Annotated in this window: 14 protein-coding genes; 3 read left to right on the forward strand and 11 right to left on the reverse strand. The window is 35.4% G+C overall.

Annotated elements, in window-relative coordinates; translation table 11 throughout:
* Positions 1-82 precede the first annotated feature (82 nt).
* Positions 83-1,069, forward strand: coding sequence for a glycoside hydrolase family 43 protein (locus HU235_RS06350; protein WP_174879656.1), 987 nt, complete (start codon positions 83-85; stop codon positions 1,067-1,069).
* Between the two features lie 89 nt (positions 1,070-1,158).
* Here the strand turns inward: HU235_RS06350 and HU235_RS06355 are convergent, their stop codons facing one another.
* Positions 1,159-1,770 (reverse strand): LysE family translocator, encoded by a 612-nt coding sequence (locus HU235_RS06355; RefSeq protein ID WP_174879672.1) that lies wholly within the window; start codon positions 1,768-1,770, stop codon positions 1,159-1,161.
* 336 nt (positions 1,771-2,106) lie between these two features.
* Here HU235_RS06355 and HU235_RS06360 point away from each other — a divergent pair, with 336 nt between their 5' ends.
* Positions 2,107-2,700 carry a uracil-DNA glycosylase gene (locus HU235_RS06360; RefSeq protein ID WP_174879657.1) on the forward strand — a complete coding sequence of 198 codons (594 nt, stop codon included), beginning with the start codon at positions 2,107-2,109 and terminating at the stop codon, positions 2,698-2,700.
* Between the two features lie 101 nt (positions 2,701-2,801).
* Here HU235_RS06360 and HU235_RS06365 read toward each other — a convergent pair whose 3' ends face one another.
* From HU235_RS06365 to HU235_RS06385, 5 genes are all read right to left on the reverse strand, one after another.
* Positions 2,802-4,067 carry an erythromycin esterase family protein gene (locus HU235_RS06365; RefSeq protein ID WP_174879658.1) on the reverse strand — a complete coding sequence of 422 codons (1,266 nt, stop codon included), beginning with the start codon at positions 4,065-4,067 and terminating at the stop codon, positions 2,802-2,804.
* A 344-nt stretch (positions 4,068-4,411) separates the two neighbouring features.
* Positions 4,412-4,915: a hypothetical protein gene (locus tag HU235_RS06370; protein ID WP_174879659.1), complete on the reverse strand. Its 504-nt coding sequence runs from the start codon at positions 4,913-4,915 to the stop codon at positions 4,412-4,414.
* 182 nt (positions 4,916-5,097) lie between these two features.
* A complete protein-coding gene (gene srtB / locus HU235_RS06375) occupies positions 5,098-5,865 on the reverse strand; it encodes a class B sortase (RefSeq protein ID WP_145582018.1) in 768 nt (255 codons plus the stop codon).
* A gap of 153 nt (positions 5,866-6,018) precedes the next feature.
* A complete protein-coding gene (locus HU235_RS06380) occupies positions 6,019-8,214 on the reverse strand; it encodes an acid phosphatase (protein ID WP_174879660.1) in 2,196 nt (731 codons plus the stop codon).
* A 252-nt stretch (positions 8,215-8,466) separates the two neighbouring features.
* Entirely contained in the window at positions 8,467-9,990 is a 1,524-nt protein-coding gene (locus HU235_RS06385; protein ID WP_174879661.1) for a glycine betaine uptake BCCT transporter, read from the reverse strand.
* Between the two features lie 363 nt (positions 9,991-10,353).
* On the opposite strand from HU235_RS06385, the gene HU235_RS06390 reads away from it, so the two are divergent.
* The gene (locus HU235_RS06390) at positions 10,354-10,860 is read left to right on the forward strand and encodes a type 1 glutamine amidotransferase domain-containing protein (RefSeq protein ID WP_174879662.1); all 507 of its coding nucleotides are present in this window, start codon (positions 10,354-10,356) and stop codon (positions 10,858-10,860) included.
* Positions 10,861-11,223: 363 nt separating this feature from the next.
* On the opposite strand, the gene HU235_RS06395 is transcribed toward HU235_RS06390, so the two are convergent.
* The 5 genes from HU235_RS06395 to HU235_RS06415 form a co-directional block, all read right to left on the reverse strand.
* The gene (locus HU235_RS06395; RefSeq protein WP_174879663.1) at positions 11,224-13,479 is read right to left on the reverse strand and encodes a PxKF domain-containing protein; all 2,256 of its coding nucleotides are present in this window, start codon (positions 13,477-13,479) and stop codon (positions 11,224-11,226) included.
* Between the two features lie 360 nt (positions 13,480-13,839).
* Positions 13,840-14,097 carry a hypothetical protein gene (locus HU235_RS06400; protein WP_174879664.1) on the reverse strand — a complete coding sequence of 86 codons (258 nt, stop codon included), beginning with the start codon at positions 14,095-14,097 and terminating at the stop codon, positions 13,840-13,842.
* Between the two features lie 297 nt (positions 14,098-14,394).
* Positions 14,395-15,792, reverse strand: coding sequence for a right-handed parallel beta-helix repeat-containing protein (locus tag HU235_RS06405; RefSeq protein ID WP_174879665.1), 1,398 nt, complete (start codon positions 15,790-15,792; stop codon positions 14,395-14,397).
* A gap of 47 nt (positions 15,793-15,839) precedes the next feature.
* On the reverse strand, positions 15,840-16,430 hold the full coding sequence (locus HU235_RS06410; protein ID WP_174879666.1) for an SMI1/KNR4 family protein: 591 nt from the start codon (positions 16,428-16,430) through the stop codon (positions 15,840-15,842).
* Positions 16,423-16,665: a DUF4926 domain-containing protein gene (locus tag HU235_RS06415; protein WP_174879667.1), complete on the reverse strand. Its 243-nt coding sequence runs from the start codon at positions 16,663-16,665 to the stop codon at positions 16,423-16,425. Before HU235_RS06415 ends, HU235_RS06410 begins: the two co-directional genes overlap by 8 nt.
* Positions 16,666-16,751: the final 86 nt, after the last annotated feature.

The raw sequence follows: 16,751 nt of genomic DNA on the forward strand, positions 1-16,751 counted from the left end.
TTAGTTTAATGGGTATACAAAGTCGGGAGAAATCGGTATACTTATAATGTAAGCACTTTAACTAATATATGGGGGAGAGCAAATGGGAAAAGAAACTAAACCAAACGAACCTATCGTTACACATATTTTTACGGCAGATCCTTCTGCACATGTTTTTGAAGGAAAGCTATATATTTATCCTTCACATGACCTTGATCATGATGAACCTTCAAATGATAATGGTGACCAATATAAAATGGAAGATTACCATGTTTTATCAATGGATGATGTAAACGGACCAGTCGTCGACCACGGGGAGGTTCTTCACTTAAAGGATATTCCTTGGGCTAGTAAGCAGCTTTGGGCTCCAGATGCTGCCTACAAAAACAACAAATATTATTTATTTTTCCCTGCTAGAGATCTTGATGGCATTTTCCGTATCGGTGTTGCAACAAGCGACAATCCTGCAGGACCATTTACACCAGAGGAAAATTATATTCCAGGCAGCTTTAGCATTGATCCAGCAGTGTTAGTCGATGAGGATGACAAAGCTTATGTTTATTTTGGCGGACTTTGGGGAGGACAGCTAGAGAAGTGGCAAACAGGAACATTTAATCCAGATGCAGAAGGTCCAGCTCCTACAGAGCCTGCTTTAGGACCAAGAGTCGCAGAATTAACTGATGATATGCTAACATTTAAAAGCGAACCGAAAGAAATCTCGATTGTTGATGAGGATGGCAACCCAATTCTAGCAAGCGATGAAGACCGTAGATTTTTCGAAGGCCCATGGGTTCATAAATACAATGGCCTTTACTATATGTCCTATTCAACAGGTACAACCCATAAAATTGTTTATGCAGTGAGCGAAAATCCACAGGGACCATTTGTGTTCAAGGGGACGATTCTTACTCCTGTTATCGGCTGGACAACACATCATTCAATTGTTGAATATAAGGATAAATGGTATCTGTTCTACCATGACTGTGAATTATCAGACGGAGTAAACCATAAGCGCTCTGTAAAATACACGGAGCTAACATACAACGAGGATGGGACAATTCAAACAATTGATCCTTATGGACATAAATAATTTAGACTGATAGCTGACTCTAATTAGGGTCAGCTTTTATAATGGAAGATTAAAAAAATGACACTCTCCATAAGTGTCATTTACATCTCTTATTCTTGTGTTTGCAGTGCTAATTTTAAACCTAAGCCAATGTAAAGAACCCCTATAGCTTTCCCAAGCCAGCCATTTCCTTGATTTTTCACCATAACCTTATTGCCTACGGCGCTTGTGATAAATACTAATAATGTTGTATAGATGATGCCCATTAAAACAAAGACTAAACCAAGTATTAATAGCTGTATCGTAACAGGAGTACCATTATTTTGAACAAATTGCGGCAAGAAGGCTAAGAAAAATAGCGCTGTTTTAGGATTTAATAATTCTATTAAAAACGCCTGACGAAATGAACCAGTCGTTGTTACTTCCTTTTCAACAGGATTTTTTGTCTTTTTTGACTTTGCCAGCAACGCACATATTCCTAAATAAATTAAATATGCAGCACCCAAATATTTTACAATCTCAAATGCTAATGCAGATGTCATTAAAATAGCTGAAAGTCCAAGAACCGCTGCAAAGGTATGAACTAAATCTCCTGCAGCTAATCCGATTCCAGTAATGATTCCGTTCCTTTTCCCACCTTTAATCGTTTGAGAAATCGTGATAATAACAGCAGGACCTGGAATAAGAAATAACGCTAAAACTACTAAGATAAACGCAACCATTTTCATTACTTCCTTCCTTTAAAAACAATACTACAATAATATTAAAATACCTATAAATTAAAATACCTATAAATTTCCTATCTGTCCATGGTAATAAAAGTAGATAGTAACAGAGACTTCATCTTTTGTTCGTTGCACTAATTACTATACAGAAAAAGAGTGTGTAACGACACACCGAATATTGTTTTTTTGAAAAAATTGATGATTATCGTAAACTCTGGAAATCAACGAAAACGCAAACTTAATAAAAAACAACAAAGTTTATGAAAAAGACGAATTAACCTCAATATTTATTGGGCAAATTAACATTATTCGTCTTACAAAGGAGGAAAAGCTTTGTCTGATTTTTGCGCTTCATTATGGCCTGAAGAATCTACACCAGAGGAGCAAATAAACTGCAGTGATTGCGGTCTTGATAAGCATGGGTCACGAATGGTTTGGGGTGAGGGGAATCCAGAGGCATCGCTCATGATTCTATTGGATAATCCGGGGGCACGTGAGGACCGAGATAACAAGCCATTTGTCTGCGGGACTAGACAAACGTTACAAAAAGCAGTTGGTGAAGTTGGCTTAACAGCAGGTGATTTATACATAACGTATATTTTAAAAAGAAAACCGACACGATCATATGAAAAGGAACACACTAGACAAATTTGCATGAACCACCTAAACCAACAACTGCTAGCAAAGCAGCCTAAATTAATTGTTTGCCTAGGAAACGTTGCTGTTCAATCCTTTTTTCACAATCCTGAAGCTGATGTGAAGTCATTACGGGGCAAATTTCATCATGTACATGGCTATAAAACAACAGCTGCCTACCATCCTTTAGCTGTAAGAAGACGCCCAAATCTATGGAGATTATTTTTAGAAGATTGGATGCTTGTTGCTAAGGAATATTTAACGTCCAAAAAACCTTATATCAAGGAATAATGAAGTTTTGATATAAGGCTTTTTAGGATGCCTTTTTGTTTAATTTTATCCATATTCATATAACAAACCTTGGCGGTTATGAGAGTCATTTAACACTTTCATTATTCTAATACAATGGTTGGTGTTGCCTTCTTTACAATAATGATTCCATCGTATGCTTCATTTGGAACCATTTTTATCGTGTAAAACATCTTCATCAATTTATACCAAGGTTTAAATTCGTCTCCTATATTTGCCATTTTTTGCTCCTTTGCAATAATCGCTGATAACTCCTCTGATTCAAGGGCCTTTTTAAAATCTACGTAAAAAATATTTTGCTCTACTTCACTGAACGCATCTACTAATTCATTATGATTCTCTACTTTGTAATTTTCCCGTTCAGTTGAACCACCTTTTAATGCTTGGAATGTACTATCGATAAAGTCTGTACCGATTGCAAAATAATCCTCACCATATACCTCATCTAAATAATTCCCCATTGATTTATAGTCTGCAAGTGATGCCGATGTTTTTTCAATATGTCCATTATGAGCAGAGATAAATATTTTATCATGACCGTTAGATGTCTCGAAATCAACAATCCATTGTAGATTTTCCGCCAAATATTGGTCACGAAGCTTTGTATAGTCCTTCTCATTTAAAAATAATTGTGTCCGTTGTTTCATAACTTGCGCGTATTGTAAAGCAAAAGCATAGGCATCAGGAGAGGAGCTTTCCACATACGTCGCTTGATTTTCCTGCAAATTTAGGATGATGTTGTCTATTTTATTCTCCAAATCTTCCAGTTGCTTCATTGTTAAATCACGCATTGTATCATTTGATACATGTTCCAACTGCTTCGTATATTTTTTAGCCCGATCATCATTAACCATGTCATAGTAATCGAGAAGGCCTTTCTTACTGTAATCATAGCGCTGCATATCATTACCATAAAAATATACCTTTTCTTCCTCGTTAACAGTTAGGTTATAATCATGCATCCATTGAACAAGATCAATCATTTGTTCTGTTTTATATATATTATAATCAAGAGCATAAACTGCTTCCTCAGCTGAACCAGTACCGTCTAAAATAAACTGATTAATTTTCTGTGCCCCTCCAAAATCTCCTTCTAAGACAAATACTCGGACTTTTTCATTTAATACTAATGTTTCAAATAAATCCTTTTTAAGCTTTTGAAATTCACTATTTCCATGTGTTGCCTCTCCAAAGCCAATTACCTTCACATTTTCCGGGATATTTATTTTTTCTACCGGTGATAAATATTGTGCTGCATCATCAATTGCCTTTCCTCTCCCACATCCTACTAGTAAAAAGAAAAGTGATATAGCCAAAATGACTACAGAGCCGATTTTTGATAAAGACATTAGATATCCTCCTATTTTCGATTACTTTTTGTTACCTTTCAAAATCCACCATTAAAATTGAAAAGCATATCACACTTGCGTCTATACTGTGTATACTGTATATTCCATATATGTACAGTATATACTGTTTTGTTTTAATATTCAACATATACTAAAAAACAAAAAAACTGTCTATTATCAAGATTTGATAATAGACAGTCTTTTACAAACTACAAAAAGTGATATTTAAAGGTGATTAACAAACAAAAACGTTACAGACATTTTCTTATTCTTGACTTATTGTGTCACAACAACACGTCTTACTTTTCTATCGTTAAATAGAGATTCGCTAGGTAGAAAGTGCATTATTTCATTTCATATTTTCTCCAATAATCATATATAGCTTCCTTGATGATATTTGATAAATCCCCAGTTTTTTGCTCACTTAACCACTCTGTTTGCTCAATTGGTAATTTTAATTTCAAAGTAATTTTTTCACTTGGCATTTCATATTTTCTAATTTCCTCTAAAGTGATTCCGTCCTCTACATTAGGATAAGACGAATCATTTTCGTTTATCATAAGAAAATCATGAAAATCATCAATATCATTTAGTTCACAAAATAAGTTTAACTGCGGTAATCCTCCTGACAATCGTTTCAAATGCATAAATGAAGTAATTTGTCTTCCATCCTGTAATTCTATTTCTACAAGTAGGGTTTCCTCATTTTGATATTTCAGTACAACAACCTCACTTACAACGGCATCTAATTGCAACGTATAGCCTGTACTCGATTCAATAATATAGATTGCACTATTAAAAACATGAAGACCCTCACCGTCAATTTTTATCTCCTGAACCTTAACCATAAACTACTCTCCTTTTAAGGATTATTTCCTAAAAGTGGCTTTGAATTTCTTCTCTCCTGTTCAAAACCTCATGTATTTATCTACTATTCTATCAAAAAAAGACACTCGATTATGAGTGTCATCTTCGTCAGTTTAATTTTAAAGTGAAAGGAGCTAGGAATCTACCACTGCACAATGTTACATTAATCAATCTTCGTTAATTTACCATGTACGACTAATCTTCCTTCATCTGGGTCAGACAGGTTGTTACATGTCGATAAGGTGATAATATGATCCTTTTCATTTACTTGGACATTTGTCTGTACTTCTGAGTTTTCTTTGATTACTTTCAAGTATTGTTTGTATTCTTCATCGCTCGCAAAATCAGTTTCAATATAATGAAAATCTGTTGTCGTTACATACGCTGAAAAGACTTCCACATCATAGCTTGCATAAATTGTATTAAACTGAAAATGCTTGTTTTGTGAAGCAAATTCCTCATCTAAAAATTTCTTTAACTGCCCGAACATCGAGCCGTCCTTCATTTCATGTCCGTAAATAATCGTCTGTTTATTTAGTGTATCTACTTGATTCCGATAATCCATAAAGATACTTCCTGCTTTTGATTCCTCCTTTTTATAATTTCGCTTTAAATAATATTCATTATCTGAGCTTTGCAAAATAGGATAATGAACCTTTGTATGATCAATTGTTAGCCAACCGACAATATCGGGATTTATTTTTAAAAGACTTTGGAATGGAGAACGAATTTGATTTTCCTCTGCCACTGGCTCACTGTTTTGCTGGATTTCTTGATACTCTACTTGAATTTCGTTCATAACCTTTTCATTTTTTGAATACTCATAGTAAATCGTCGCAATTTTTATAACAGAAAATAGAAATGTGCCTAAACAAATGATGAGGATTAATGATTGAATCCAGCTCAGTCTTTTCCTTTTCCTCAAATTCAATCCACACCTTTACAGTTCAAAATTTTCTTTTGTTGAATTTTCTCGGTAAAAACAAAATGTGCCCCTTGATAGACAAAGACTCAAAATGAACAGTCTATAGTCACAAGGGGAACATATTCTAGCAATCTTCCTTAATTTTGTTATGTGATTGTTTTAATTATCTACTCTTTTTAACTTTCTCCTAAAGAGTACAAACCCTGCTGTAAGCACTGAACCAACTAATAGCACGACATAGGGGATTAGGTTTGTATCATCTCCTGTTTTAGGGTTTTTAACTGTATCAATTTCTTTTTTCGTTGAATCGTCCGCATTTATTTGTTTACTCGTTTCTGATTGCTTACTTGCTTCATAAGTTGGATAGTCTACGTCTGTATGATTTTTATTATCTTTTTTATTTTTATCATCTTCTGATTCTACTGGAACATTAGGTACATCATCTGTATCTTTCTCATTTTCTGTACCATTGTCTGTTTCAGTGCCGTTATCAACATCTTTGTCTGTTTCTTTATCAGTATCTTTATCAGTATCTTTATCTTGATCTGGTTCTTCCTTAGTCGTGTCTACAACTCGTAATGCTTGTTCATCATAAACGACATCGTAAGTATCTGGAAGACCATTTATTTCTACTGATGAGAATGTACTGCCTTTTGCTAAAGTAGCATAGGTAATAATTGCTGAATCCTCATTAGGAACATAACCGTCAACAAAATTCAGATTTAACGTTCCGCCAAATGTCGCTTCACCATCAATCGCAAGAACTTCCTCACTGTTTCCGATCGTAAGCTTAAGTGTACCTGCCTCTGCTTGTGTAAAATCATCACCTATATTTAAGCTGCTTGTTACATCTTCATTTAACGTACCACCGTTATTAATCACTTCACCTTGTCCTAATGCAGTGCTGGAATCTGCTACTAAAGATCCTTCCTCAATAACAGTACCACCAAAATAACTGTTATCACCAGTTAAAGTTAAAGTACCCGTACCTAATTTTGTTAACTTTCCAGGACCAGCGATATCATTTTTCCAGCTGTCTGAAGCATTAAATCCTCCTTGCGCGGCATCCATTGTAACAGTTACATCTGTCTCAAACGCTTCATAACCACCTGCAGCGGCAAAAAGGTTTAATCTACCCCAGCCTTCAGCATCGTCTAATACAGGATATCCAGATGGCAGACCTGTCGTATATAAAATCCAACGGCGTTGTGTCGCATCTAAATATGGGAAACGAGACTCAAGTAGTACTTCAGCACCCTTAGGTACGATCATTGGTTTTGTCGTATCACCAATTTGTTCAAACCCGTAAGTTAGGCGCTCAATAAATTTTTCTTTGTTTGCTTCATAATTTTCTGACGTGCCCTCTTGTGTAAGTAATACATCATGTGCTTGCTGATAGGCAGCTTTCTTCAGGCTTGCATTTGCCGGGTCATTTAAAACTGCTGCTGCTGTTGCTGTCGCCATAACTCGTCCACCGATAACATCTAACGGTGAATGCATACCAGCTACGATTCTGCTATTCCCTAATTCAGAGGCTCTCGTCATCAGCTCTTCATATTTTTCAGGCACGGAATACGCTAAAGCATAAGCAGCTAAATAAGCGGCATTTGTATGACCACTTGGAAATCCACCATCACTAGTAGGATCGTCCTTTTTCGCTGGGACTAGTGCTGGAACTAAGCTTACCTCATCACTCCAGCGAAACGGACGCTTATAATTATAGTAGGATTTTGCTGGATTCGTAGTTGCTGCATTTCCACGCAAAGTATTAACTAGTTTCACCATACTACCAAGGCTGGAATCCTCATCAGCCCAATTCCCATTACGATTGCCGCCGTCCTCATACTTCACTGATGTCGCATCTTCTGGGATATCATCTGAAATCGTTGTCCCAGCATTGGCACCTTCTTTAAACTTAGCTGAATAATTACCAAGACCTGAAATGACACTATAGCTCTGATGGCGTCGATCATCTAAGTAAGCTGCCGCTGCCTCCTCTTCAGTTCGATTGTTTGTAATTGAAATCACCGTATCGATATTGTGATTATGTACTTGAGCATTTAAAACTGTTCCGTTATCCCATGATGTTCCAGGTGTCCAAAGCTCATGAAACTTTGAAAGCACACCAATAGCCGGGTTTGATTCTGGAGTCATGTTATCCTTTGAATTATTTTGATACGCGTCTACATAATATCCATATGCTGCTGCTTCCGGTTCGATTGCAGAGTCATCAACAACATTTGCTGCAAAGGTTGTAGTTGCACCTTGAATACATAAAACCGATGTTAACAATAAAACAGGCCATTTAGCTTTTCGCTTTTTATTGAATTTTCCTCCATTATTGGATAAAACCATTTTACCGTCTCCCTAGATTTATATAATAATTACAAAATTCATTTTAATTTTTAATTGTAAATTTAATGTGAATTGACGGTAAAGAATTATATTTTTTTACATATTGTGATGAATTTCTTGCCCTTTTGACAAGGTCCACTTAGCCCTTTGTTTCATAGAAAAAGCTTCCCAAACATATAGATCGGGAAGCTTTTCAAATCAGTACAACAACATTTGGTTTGCAGTAGGATACACACGCTTTAAGAAAAAATGTTATTTTTTAGACTTGTCTTTACGTGGTTTAGGCTTTATATATAATCCTAATTCTTTTCTTTCCTTTGTTAAGGAACGGTACAACGAAATCATCATCAACACAATGATAATCGAGAATGGAAATGCAGCAGCAATTAACGAATTTTGTAGCGCCTGTAGTCCACCACTATATAAGAGAATTACTGCGACTAAAGACTGGGCAATTCCCCAAGTTAGCTTCACTGAATTTGGCGGAGTAAGCGAGCCATATGTTGTTTGCATTCCAAGCACAAATGTTGCTGAATCAGCAGAAGTAATAAAAAATGTACAAACAAGGATAATCGCTACGATTGAAAGAAGCATCGACCATGGGAATTCACTAAATACTGCAAATAAGACTTCCTCTGTAGCAAAACTTGTTAAATCAACATTTCCAGCATTCTGAACTTCGATTGCTGAAGTACCAAAGACTGCAAACCATAAAAAGCTTACAACCGCTGGAAGTAATAAAACGCCTATCATAAATTCTCTTATTGTTCTACCTCTAGATACACGAGCAATAAAAATTCCTACGAATGGGGACCATGATATCCACCATGCCCAATAGAAGATCGTCCAACTATTAATCCAAGCACGATGTTCCTCATTAAGAGGAGCAATCCTAAAGCTCATTTGAACGATGTTTTGAATATAACCACCGAGCGTATCAGTAAACATATTTAAAATAAGGATTGTAGGGCCCGCGATAAACATTAATAGAAATAACAAAATTGCCAAAACCATATTTGTGTTACTTAAATATTTTATCCCTTTGCCTAGTCCAGACCATGCTGAAATCATAAAAAGCACAGTAACAGTCACAATAATTATTAATTGTACGATGAAATTATTAGGTATTCCAAATAAGTAGGTTAACCCACCATTAATTTGTGCTGCCCCAAATCCAAGGGTTGTTGCAACACCGACTACTGTAGCAAAAACAGCTAACACATCTACAATTGTGCCTAGAGGTCCATCCATCCACTTTCCTAATACTGGTTTTAAAGTAGCCGAAATTAGTCCTGGCTCATCTTTACGAAATTGAAAATAGGCTAAAGCTAAAGCAACTATTGCATATATTGCCCAAGCATGAATCCCCCAGTGAAAAAATGTATATCTCATTGCTTCTTTATGTGCAGTAGCTGTTCCACCTTCTGCCAATGGAGGGTCGATAAAATGTGATAATGGCTCGGCAGCTCCCCAAAACACAAGACCGATCCCCATCCCTGCACTGAATAACATGGAAAACCAAGAGACCTTCGAAAACTCAGGCTTTTCATCAGGTTTACCTAATCTAATCATTCCAACAGGACTAAAAATAAGAAAAATACAAAAAACAACAATGATCGTAACCAAAATTAAATAATACCATCCAAAACTCGTTGTTAGAAAAGCCTGTAGATTATTTGTAGCTTCTTCAAAGCTATCAGGTGCCGAAACACCGAATATTACTGCTACTAATACAATGGCAACAGTTATCCAAAACACATTTGATATTCTTTTCATCTGATTTTCCTTTCTATAAAATATCTCTTCTATAAGATAGGAATTTTTCACTTTGTCCGTTCACATGCAGCTATTCCTTCAGATGAATCTTAAAATCGACTAAATGAAGGGTCCTATATACACTTCATCATAATAGTTTGAGCTATTTTTCTATTTTTTATTATCAATATATTGCATATCTTACTATGAATTTACTTGTTGGTAATTTATTCCCCGAATTATTAATTCTAAACTATATATACATTTGAATTCAAGTGAAATGGTTATCAAGTTTGTCGTGTTAATAAATCTTTGAAAAATACATAAGGTTTCCATTATAGTTTAATTAGAGAAAGTAAAATAAAAATTGGAGAGTGATAGTTTATGGCAAAGGTTGCATTTTTACTCGCAAGCTATTTTGAGGATTCCGAAATGAAAAATCCTTACGAAGCAATTAAGGAGGCAGGTCACGAAGCAACAATCGTTGGTCTTGAAAAAGGGATTGTTTGCGAAGGAAAACAAGGCACCGTTTCATATACTAGCGATGTAGCTGCTTCTGAAGTAAATGCAAGCGATTTTGATGCAGCTATTATTCCAGGAGGCGCTGCACCAGAGGCATTACGTGTTAATGACGATGTTGTCCGCTTTGTAAAGGAACTCAATGAACAAGGAAAACTAATTGCCGGAATTTGTCATGGACCACAGGTCATGATTAGCGCTGACATTTTAAAGAACAAAGCTGCAACAAGCTATATTGGCATTCGTGATGATGTAAAATTGGCTGGTGCCGAATATCGAGATGAAGAAGTCGTTGTAAGTGAAAATCTTGTGACATCTCGGACTCCAAAGGATGAGCCTGCGTTTATCCGTGAAATTTTAGCAAAATTGTAATATACATAAAAGGCTTGGAGGAAGGAATTCTCCAAGCCTTTTCTACTAAAAAACGACAATAGCAGAAAACACTAATCCGAACCAAGACGAAATATTCATCCCGACATTGCCAATAACACCAGCTGTATAAACCCCATATTTGGCGAATCTAACGCAAATTGATCTAGCAGGTTAAAAGTTTATGTACAACTAGTTTAGTTGTTTTATCGTCCATTTCTTAACCCTTTATATACCAATTAATCATTATGTTGTTCATTGATTAATCGTCCAAGAAAGAGAAAAGAAGCTATACCAGAAAGTTTCAAACTTTTGGCACAGCCTCTTGTTCATCTTTTTTCAATATCAACAAACGGAGGGATATCCCTATTTAAGGATTATCTTGAAAGAGTATAATGTACGATTCCCTACCTCTACCCTAATTTGATATTTCCCCGCAGACATAGACTTCGTGCTGAGATTGAAAATATATTGATTTGCCCTAGCATCATAACGGAACTGATTATCTTTTACAGCTGAACTTATCGATACTCCATTAGCATCTTCTACATAAAGCCTTGCAGTAGCCTGAGTAAGGTAGTTCCCAGCGTTATCCTTCAATTGGAACTTAATGGGAAGTGTTCTACCTGCCTTATAAGTAACAGATTCATCGGTTTTTACAGGTGGAAGAATTCCGCTTGAGTGAATCGTGTCGCTTGCTGGTACGATCGGTAAATTCGATTCACCTTCACTATTTACAGCCGTTACCTTATAATAAGAAGTTCCGATAGGTGCAGTATTGTCGGTAAATTCCGGTACCTCTGAAGTCCCGATTTTTGTATATTCTCCATTTTGTGTTGCAGAGCGATAAATATTGTATTTTTCTACCCCTAATATCGGAATCCAGCTTACGTTAATATCTGCCCTGTTTGTTACAGCTGCCTTAATCCCAGCAGGTACAAGATTTTTAATTGTCAAATCATATCTTCGCGAATCATACCTGCTGAAATTATAGTTTCTAAAATCAGGCATACGCGGTTCACCAGTAATATGCTCCTTCAAATTGCTTGTTCCATTAGAATAAATTGATACGGTAAGTTCACCTGTCAGATTATAAACGAGAAGCTCATCTCTTGAATCTCCACTCATATCAGCAACCATGACTTGCTCTTTTGCATCTGTATGTTCATTAAAGGTAACAATCGGATTAAAATACCCATCATATAGCTTTGGTACGATTCCGTTTGGATTTTCTGCATCCTTTCCTCTTCTGTATGCAGTAATAAGTGGTGCATAGCTTCCAGTCCAGTTATCAAGTGGACGTACAATTGTTCCCCAATCACCCATAGCCCGCTGTTCGTGGTATAATGTTTTACCATCTGAGTTGAAAAGGAACATTCCATCCTGCCCCGGATTTCCTCGATTTATTCGATCAAGTCCCGCAAGCTCTAAGCCCGGAGAATCGATACGATAATTCCCTACAAGTATCTGTTGTGGCTCCACAGTATCGCCATTTCTAAATAGTTGGTTGCCATTAACATCGAAGGCAAATGTATCAGAACCACCAAGAATGATTTCTTGCTCTCCATCACCATTGATATCAGCTACCCAGTGAGTATCTACATGATCCGGTAAGTCATGTCTCCATAACTCCTTGCCATCGTGAGAAATTAAGGAATAATTGTTAACTAATTCATCTCTGCCATCTCCATCAAAGTCATAAGGGAGCAACCCATGTCCAGTATTGCCAGGATAATGCCATAGCTGGTTAAAATTTTTGTCCATCGCCCAAATCTTTGAATATCGATCCTTCAATAAGATGTCTTGCGGTGTTTTGTTACCTGAGAAATTAGCGATAAAAATTGCATCATGTGCTCTTTGATCTGGAAGCTGATACTTTTTCTCCATCTCACCCGTTTTCCCATCAAAAATATAAAAGTACTTTTCCGTATCTTCTCCTAGCTTCATTACCGTTAATACTTCATTTTCACCATCTGCATCAATATCATAAATTTGAACAGGCTCATCCGCACCACTTGTTGTCACCCGCGGATCGACTGTTCCTTGCTGCCACAATAAATTCCCTTCGATATCATATGCTGCTAAATGTCCGACATAACGAGGATTATAAGCATCTCTGCTTTCATATGCTGGCTGTACCATTAAAATATCATTGCGGCCGTCCCCGTTCATATCGCCAATACGCATACGATTCCCAGTACCAGCAGCACTTATATCAATCTTAGTAACAAGGTTTGGAAAAGACCATTGAGGCATCCCTAACACCTCTTGAGATCGCTCCCCTTCACCAGAAGCATTTAAAGCTGAAATTTTATACAAATAACTGGAATCGCTTTCAACTTTGACGTCTACAAAATCAACAGTTTTTGTATTCCCAATAAGTTGATAATCGTTATATCCTAATCTAGCCCGATACACATTATAGCTTGAAGCACCCTCTACAGCCTTCCATTTCAAGGAAATAGAGTCCTTTGTTACAGAAGGAATTTCAATTCCACTTGGAGCTGGTATTGCCGTATGTACTTCATTTGCAGCAGAAACAGGTTCCTTTAAAAAAACAAATTCAGACACTATTGATAATGTTAAGATCGTCGCAAGTGCAATTTTAGATTTTTTAAACATGATTTTCCTCCAAACAAAAATAGTATGATGCTTAAAACATGAAAGCAAAGTTGTTACTGGAATTAATGAATTATGCAGTCACACCTCCTATAGCCTTTTTCATTTCACAATGCCTAATAATATGTCTGATTCCACTACATTTTGAGAGTTAACCTCAAATTAGGCAGCTTGTACATTATTACGTATATGTTCAGTTTATTGAGATCATTACATATGTGGAGGGATTTACTGGGGGTTTTTAGGAAAGCATTTGAGAAGTTTTTTGTATAAATAAAAAATACTCTTACTGATTTAATCATAAGAGCATTTTTCTAGTAAGATAATTCTATTAATAAGGACCAGGTTAAATAATTTAACAATTTATTGTTTCTTTCTTCTAATTAAAAGCTTCATTAAGAAATTTATTACGAAGAGTGCGAGAATAGCTGAAACTATCCATAAATAGATAGGATTTTGCCCTTCACTTTCAATTTCCTGCACGTTATGTGGTAATGTTAATTCTCCAGCAATTATTTTATCCTTTTCTCTATAAAAATTATTAACTTCTATAATCGCATTATCTATAATGTTATCTAACTCTTCCTTTTTAATATTTTCATTATGAACATCTGCATACATATCTAAATAATTTCCGTATACTACATCATCATGAAAAAACCGGTGTTCCCTGATTCTTCAAGATACTTATCAATTTTCTTATCATTTTATCTCTTTTGCTCCATCAAGAAAATCATCTTCCCATAAAACTATTCCCCAAGCTCCCATCTCTTTCCCACATTTCTAGTAATATTATCCTAGTCGTCTTTAAGAAAGATTATCTTTTAAAACAACTAACTACGTATACTCTTATTTCATTAACTTAACCAACAAAGTTATCTACTTAATTTCCGACAATCAAATGTATGTAAAAAACAGCTATTCGACAATTTCTAATGCAGGCGAATCGTTCGTCAGTTCAAAATCATAGTTGCTAGCATTTTTATATCCTGGATTTACATAACTAGAGTCCTTATCACTTTTTGAGGCCTTTTTAAACTTCGAAAAAGATGTGTATTCTTCTTCTTTCCATACCCATATTCCCTGTTTATTCTTTTCCTTATGAAAAACATTTTTCTTAAGAAGATTATCTTTGTTAGTCGAGAAATAGTTAACAATAAAAAGGCGTGATGGTCCAGCAGTGATGATATTTCGTTCTATCACATTATTTCTCGTATCATGCTGTAATAAAAGCTGTCCTCCATCTAGTCCCTTCGTATCATTTCGATAAATAATATTTTGCGAGATTGTAGAATTGATCGTACCTCCCCGCTCTTCATCATACCCACCAATTGATATTCCCGTGTAATGATTGTCATAAATAACATTGTTGATAATTTTAATATCATCAGCATATTTTTTCGCATGCTCAGAGGTTGCTTCAATTCCAATATCACTTTTATAGATCGTATTTTGTTCGATCGTAATATTTTTCCCACCATCGACATATATTCCGCCAGCTGAGTATTCTTCTCCATAAGCTGGATTTCCGTATGAGGAAATTTCATAAACTTGATTATTTTTTATAATCCCATTTCTTACATAATCAGCCTTTTTATCAGAGGATATACCTTCATAACCAATTAAATCGATCCCGATATTATCATTTCGACGAACAACGTTATGTTCAACTCGAAAGCCATCAATATTCCCATTAAGAACAAGAGCTTCACTAGCACCAAGCTTCAAATCCTCAACCGTGTTATTGATAATATTAATATCTTTCATTGCGCCAGTTCCATAGACAGCAATTCCATGAGCATTTCCATCATCCCCAAAGGTTTTGATTTGATGAACATGGTTATTTTCTAATGTAATATGACTGCTAGAGCCTGTTACATAGAACCCCATGACCGTTTCATCTGTTAAATCAGTCGTTAAATCCTGTATTGTTAACCCGCTAATCTTCAGGTAATGTTTATTATGTATCAACACTAAAGCTGTATCACCTTCAACATTCTTCAAACCATCTCCACTCAGGACAACCTTTTCCTTTTGATAAGCTTGAAAACGAACAGGTTTGGATTTTGTACCACTATGCTTAATGACAAGCTTTTCATTATACGTTCCTTCTCGTATAAAAACCGTAGTCCCCGCTGTAGCCTCTGCGGCAGCCTTTTTCAGGGTACGAAATGGTTTTGATTTTGTACCATTATTTTGGTCATTCCCATTTTTAGCTACGTATATTGTCTTTTCTGGCTCTGCATTTGTGTTGTTTAAAGTAAAAACAATGATGAATGCAGCTAAAGTTAGGAGTATGAGTATTAGTTTTTTCATTTTTTCAATTCCTTATTGATTAGTCGCGATACGTTTTTTATAGGTGGTTAATCTTTCAGTAAGTCTTCATGTAGCCAAATGTCACCGTAATCATAATTTTCTTCATTTAACGCATCATTTAATTTAAGTAAACGTAGAAAGTCCAAGAAACTAGCACTGATTAATTCAATATTTTCATAATATGAATTAATGTCTGCTTCAGAGTTTATACCACCTATCATTTTCCAAGCTTCCAATTCATTTTCATGACCCCATAATAGGATTTTGCCAAACATCTCATCTTTTACACCAATACAAATTTGGTCACCATTTGGGCACATCCCAATTGGTATTAAAGCTTCCGGTATTCTAAATAAATAGGTTTCAAGCTGTTCAATAAGACTATCATTACCTGTTAAACAGTATAACTCTTCAAGCACCCTTTCTGACTTTCCATGTTGAAACAATATCATATCTTTGAAAAAAACATTATCACATAATAAAAGAAAACATTTATAGCTATCAGGTAGAAAAAAATTATAGCTTTCCTCTATTAATTGAATTCGCTTTAATTTGTTTTGGATGAAATCATTATCTAAAATTGTATAATTAAATTTTGATAGGGTCGTTAAAATTTCTTTCTTATACTCTTTATACATTTTTATTTTTCCGCCTTTTAAAATTCGTTATTAAACTTCCTGATCCATCGATTTTTTCTATTTGCTTCGCATGTAAAGTCAGTATCTCAATGACTTTTCCTTGATTATTAACAAATTCAACTTCGTACATATCCCCTTCAAATACCACTATGATTGCTCCAATATCTCCTACCTTAACATGTGTAGCATCTATACTTAATTCCTTTAAACGTACGACATCGAATTCGTTATACAAAGCTTTTTCACCTCTATTTAATTACCCATTCTTTTCTAATTTATCAACCAATCAAAAATATATCTTCTCCGTTATATAATTGATAC

It is taken from the genome of Metabacillus niabensis (genome assembly GCF_902829255.1).
GTDB classification, from domain to species: Bacteria; Bacillota; Bacilli; order Bacillales; family Bacillaceae; genus Metabacillus; species Metabacillus niabensis.

Bases quoted from the DNA above. Each gene is read 5' to 3' on its own strand.
- HU235_RS06350 (WP_174879656.1), top strand. From the start codon at position 83: ATGGGAAAAGAAACTAAACCAAACGAACCTATCGTTACACATATTTTT.
- HU235_RS06355 (WP_174879672.1), bottom strand. From the start codon at position 1,770: ATGGTTGCGTTTATCTTAGTAGTTTTAGCGTTATTTCTTATTCCAGGT.
- HU235_RS06365 (WP_174879658.1), bottom strand. From the start codon at position 4,067: ATGTCTTTATCAAAAATCGGCTCTGTAGTCATTTTGGCTATATCACTT.
- HU235_RS06370 (WP_174879659.1), bottom strand. From the start codon at position 4,915: ATGGTTAAGGTTCAGGAGATAAAAATTGACGGTGAGGGTCTTCATGTT.
- HU235_RS06380 (WP_174879660.1), bottom strand. From the start codon at position 8,214: ATGGTTTTATCCAATAATGGAGGAAAATTCAATAAAAAGCGAAAAGCT.
- HU235_RS06385 (WP_174879661.1), bottom strand. From the start codon at position 9,990: ATGAAAAGAATATCAAATGTGTTTTGGATAACTGTTGCCATTGTATTA.
- HU235_RS06390 (WP_174879662.1), top strand. From the start codon at position 10,354: ATGGCAAAGGTTGCATTTTTACTCGCAAGCTATTTTGAGGATTCCGAA.
- HU235_RS06395 (WP_174879663.1), bottom strand. From the start codon at position 13,479: ATGTTTAAAAAATCTAAAATTGCACTTGCGACGATCTTAACATTATCA.
- HU235_RS06400 (WP_174879664.1), bottom strand. From the start codon at position 14,097: ATGTATGCAGATGTTCATAATGAAAATATTAAAAAGGAAGAGTTAGAT.
- HU235_RS06405 (WP_174879665.1), bottom strand. From the start codon at position 15,792: ATGAAAAAACTAATACTCATACTCCTAACTTTAGCTGCATTCATCATT.
- HU235_RS06410 (WP_174879666.1), bottom strand. From the start codon at position 16,430: ATGTATAAAGAGTATAAGAAAGAAATTTTAACGACCCTATCAAAATTT.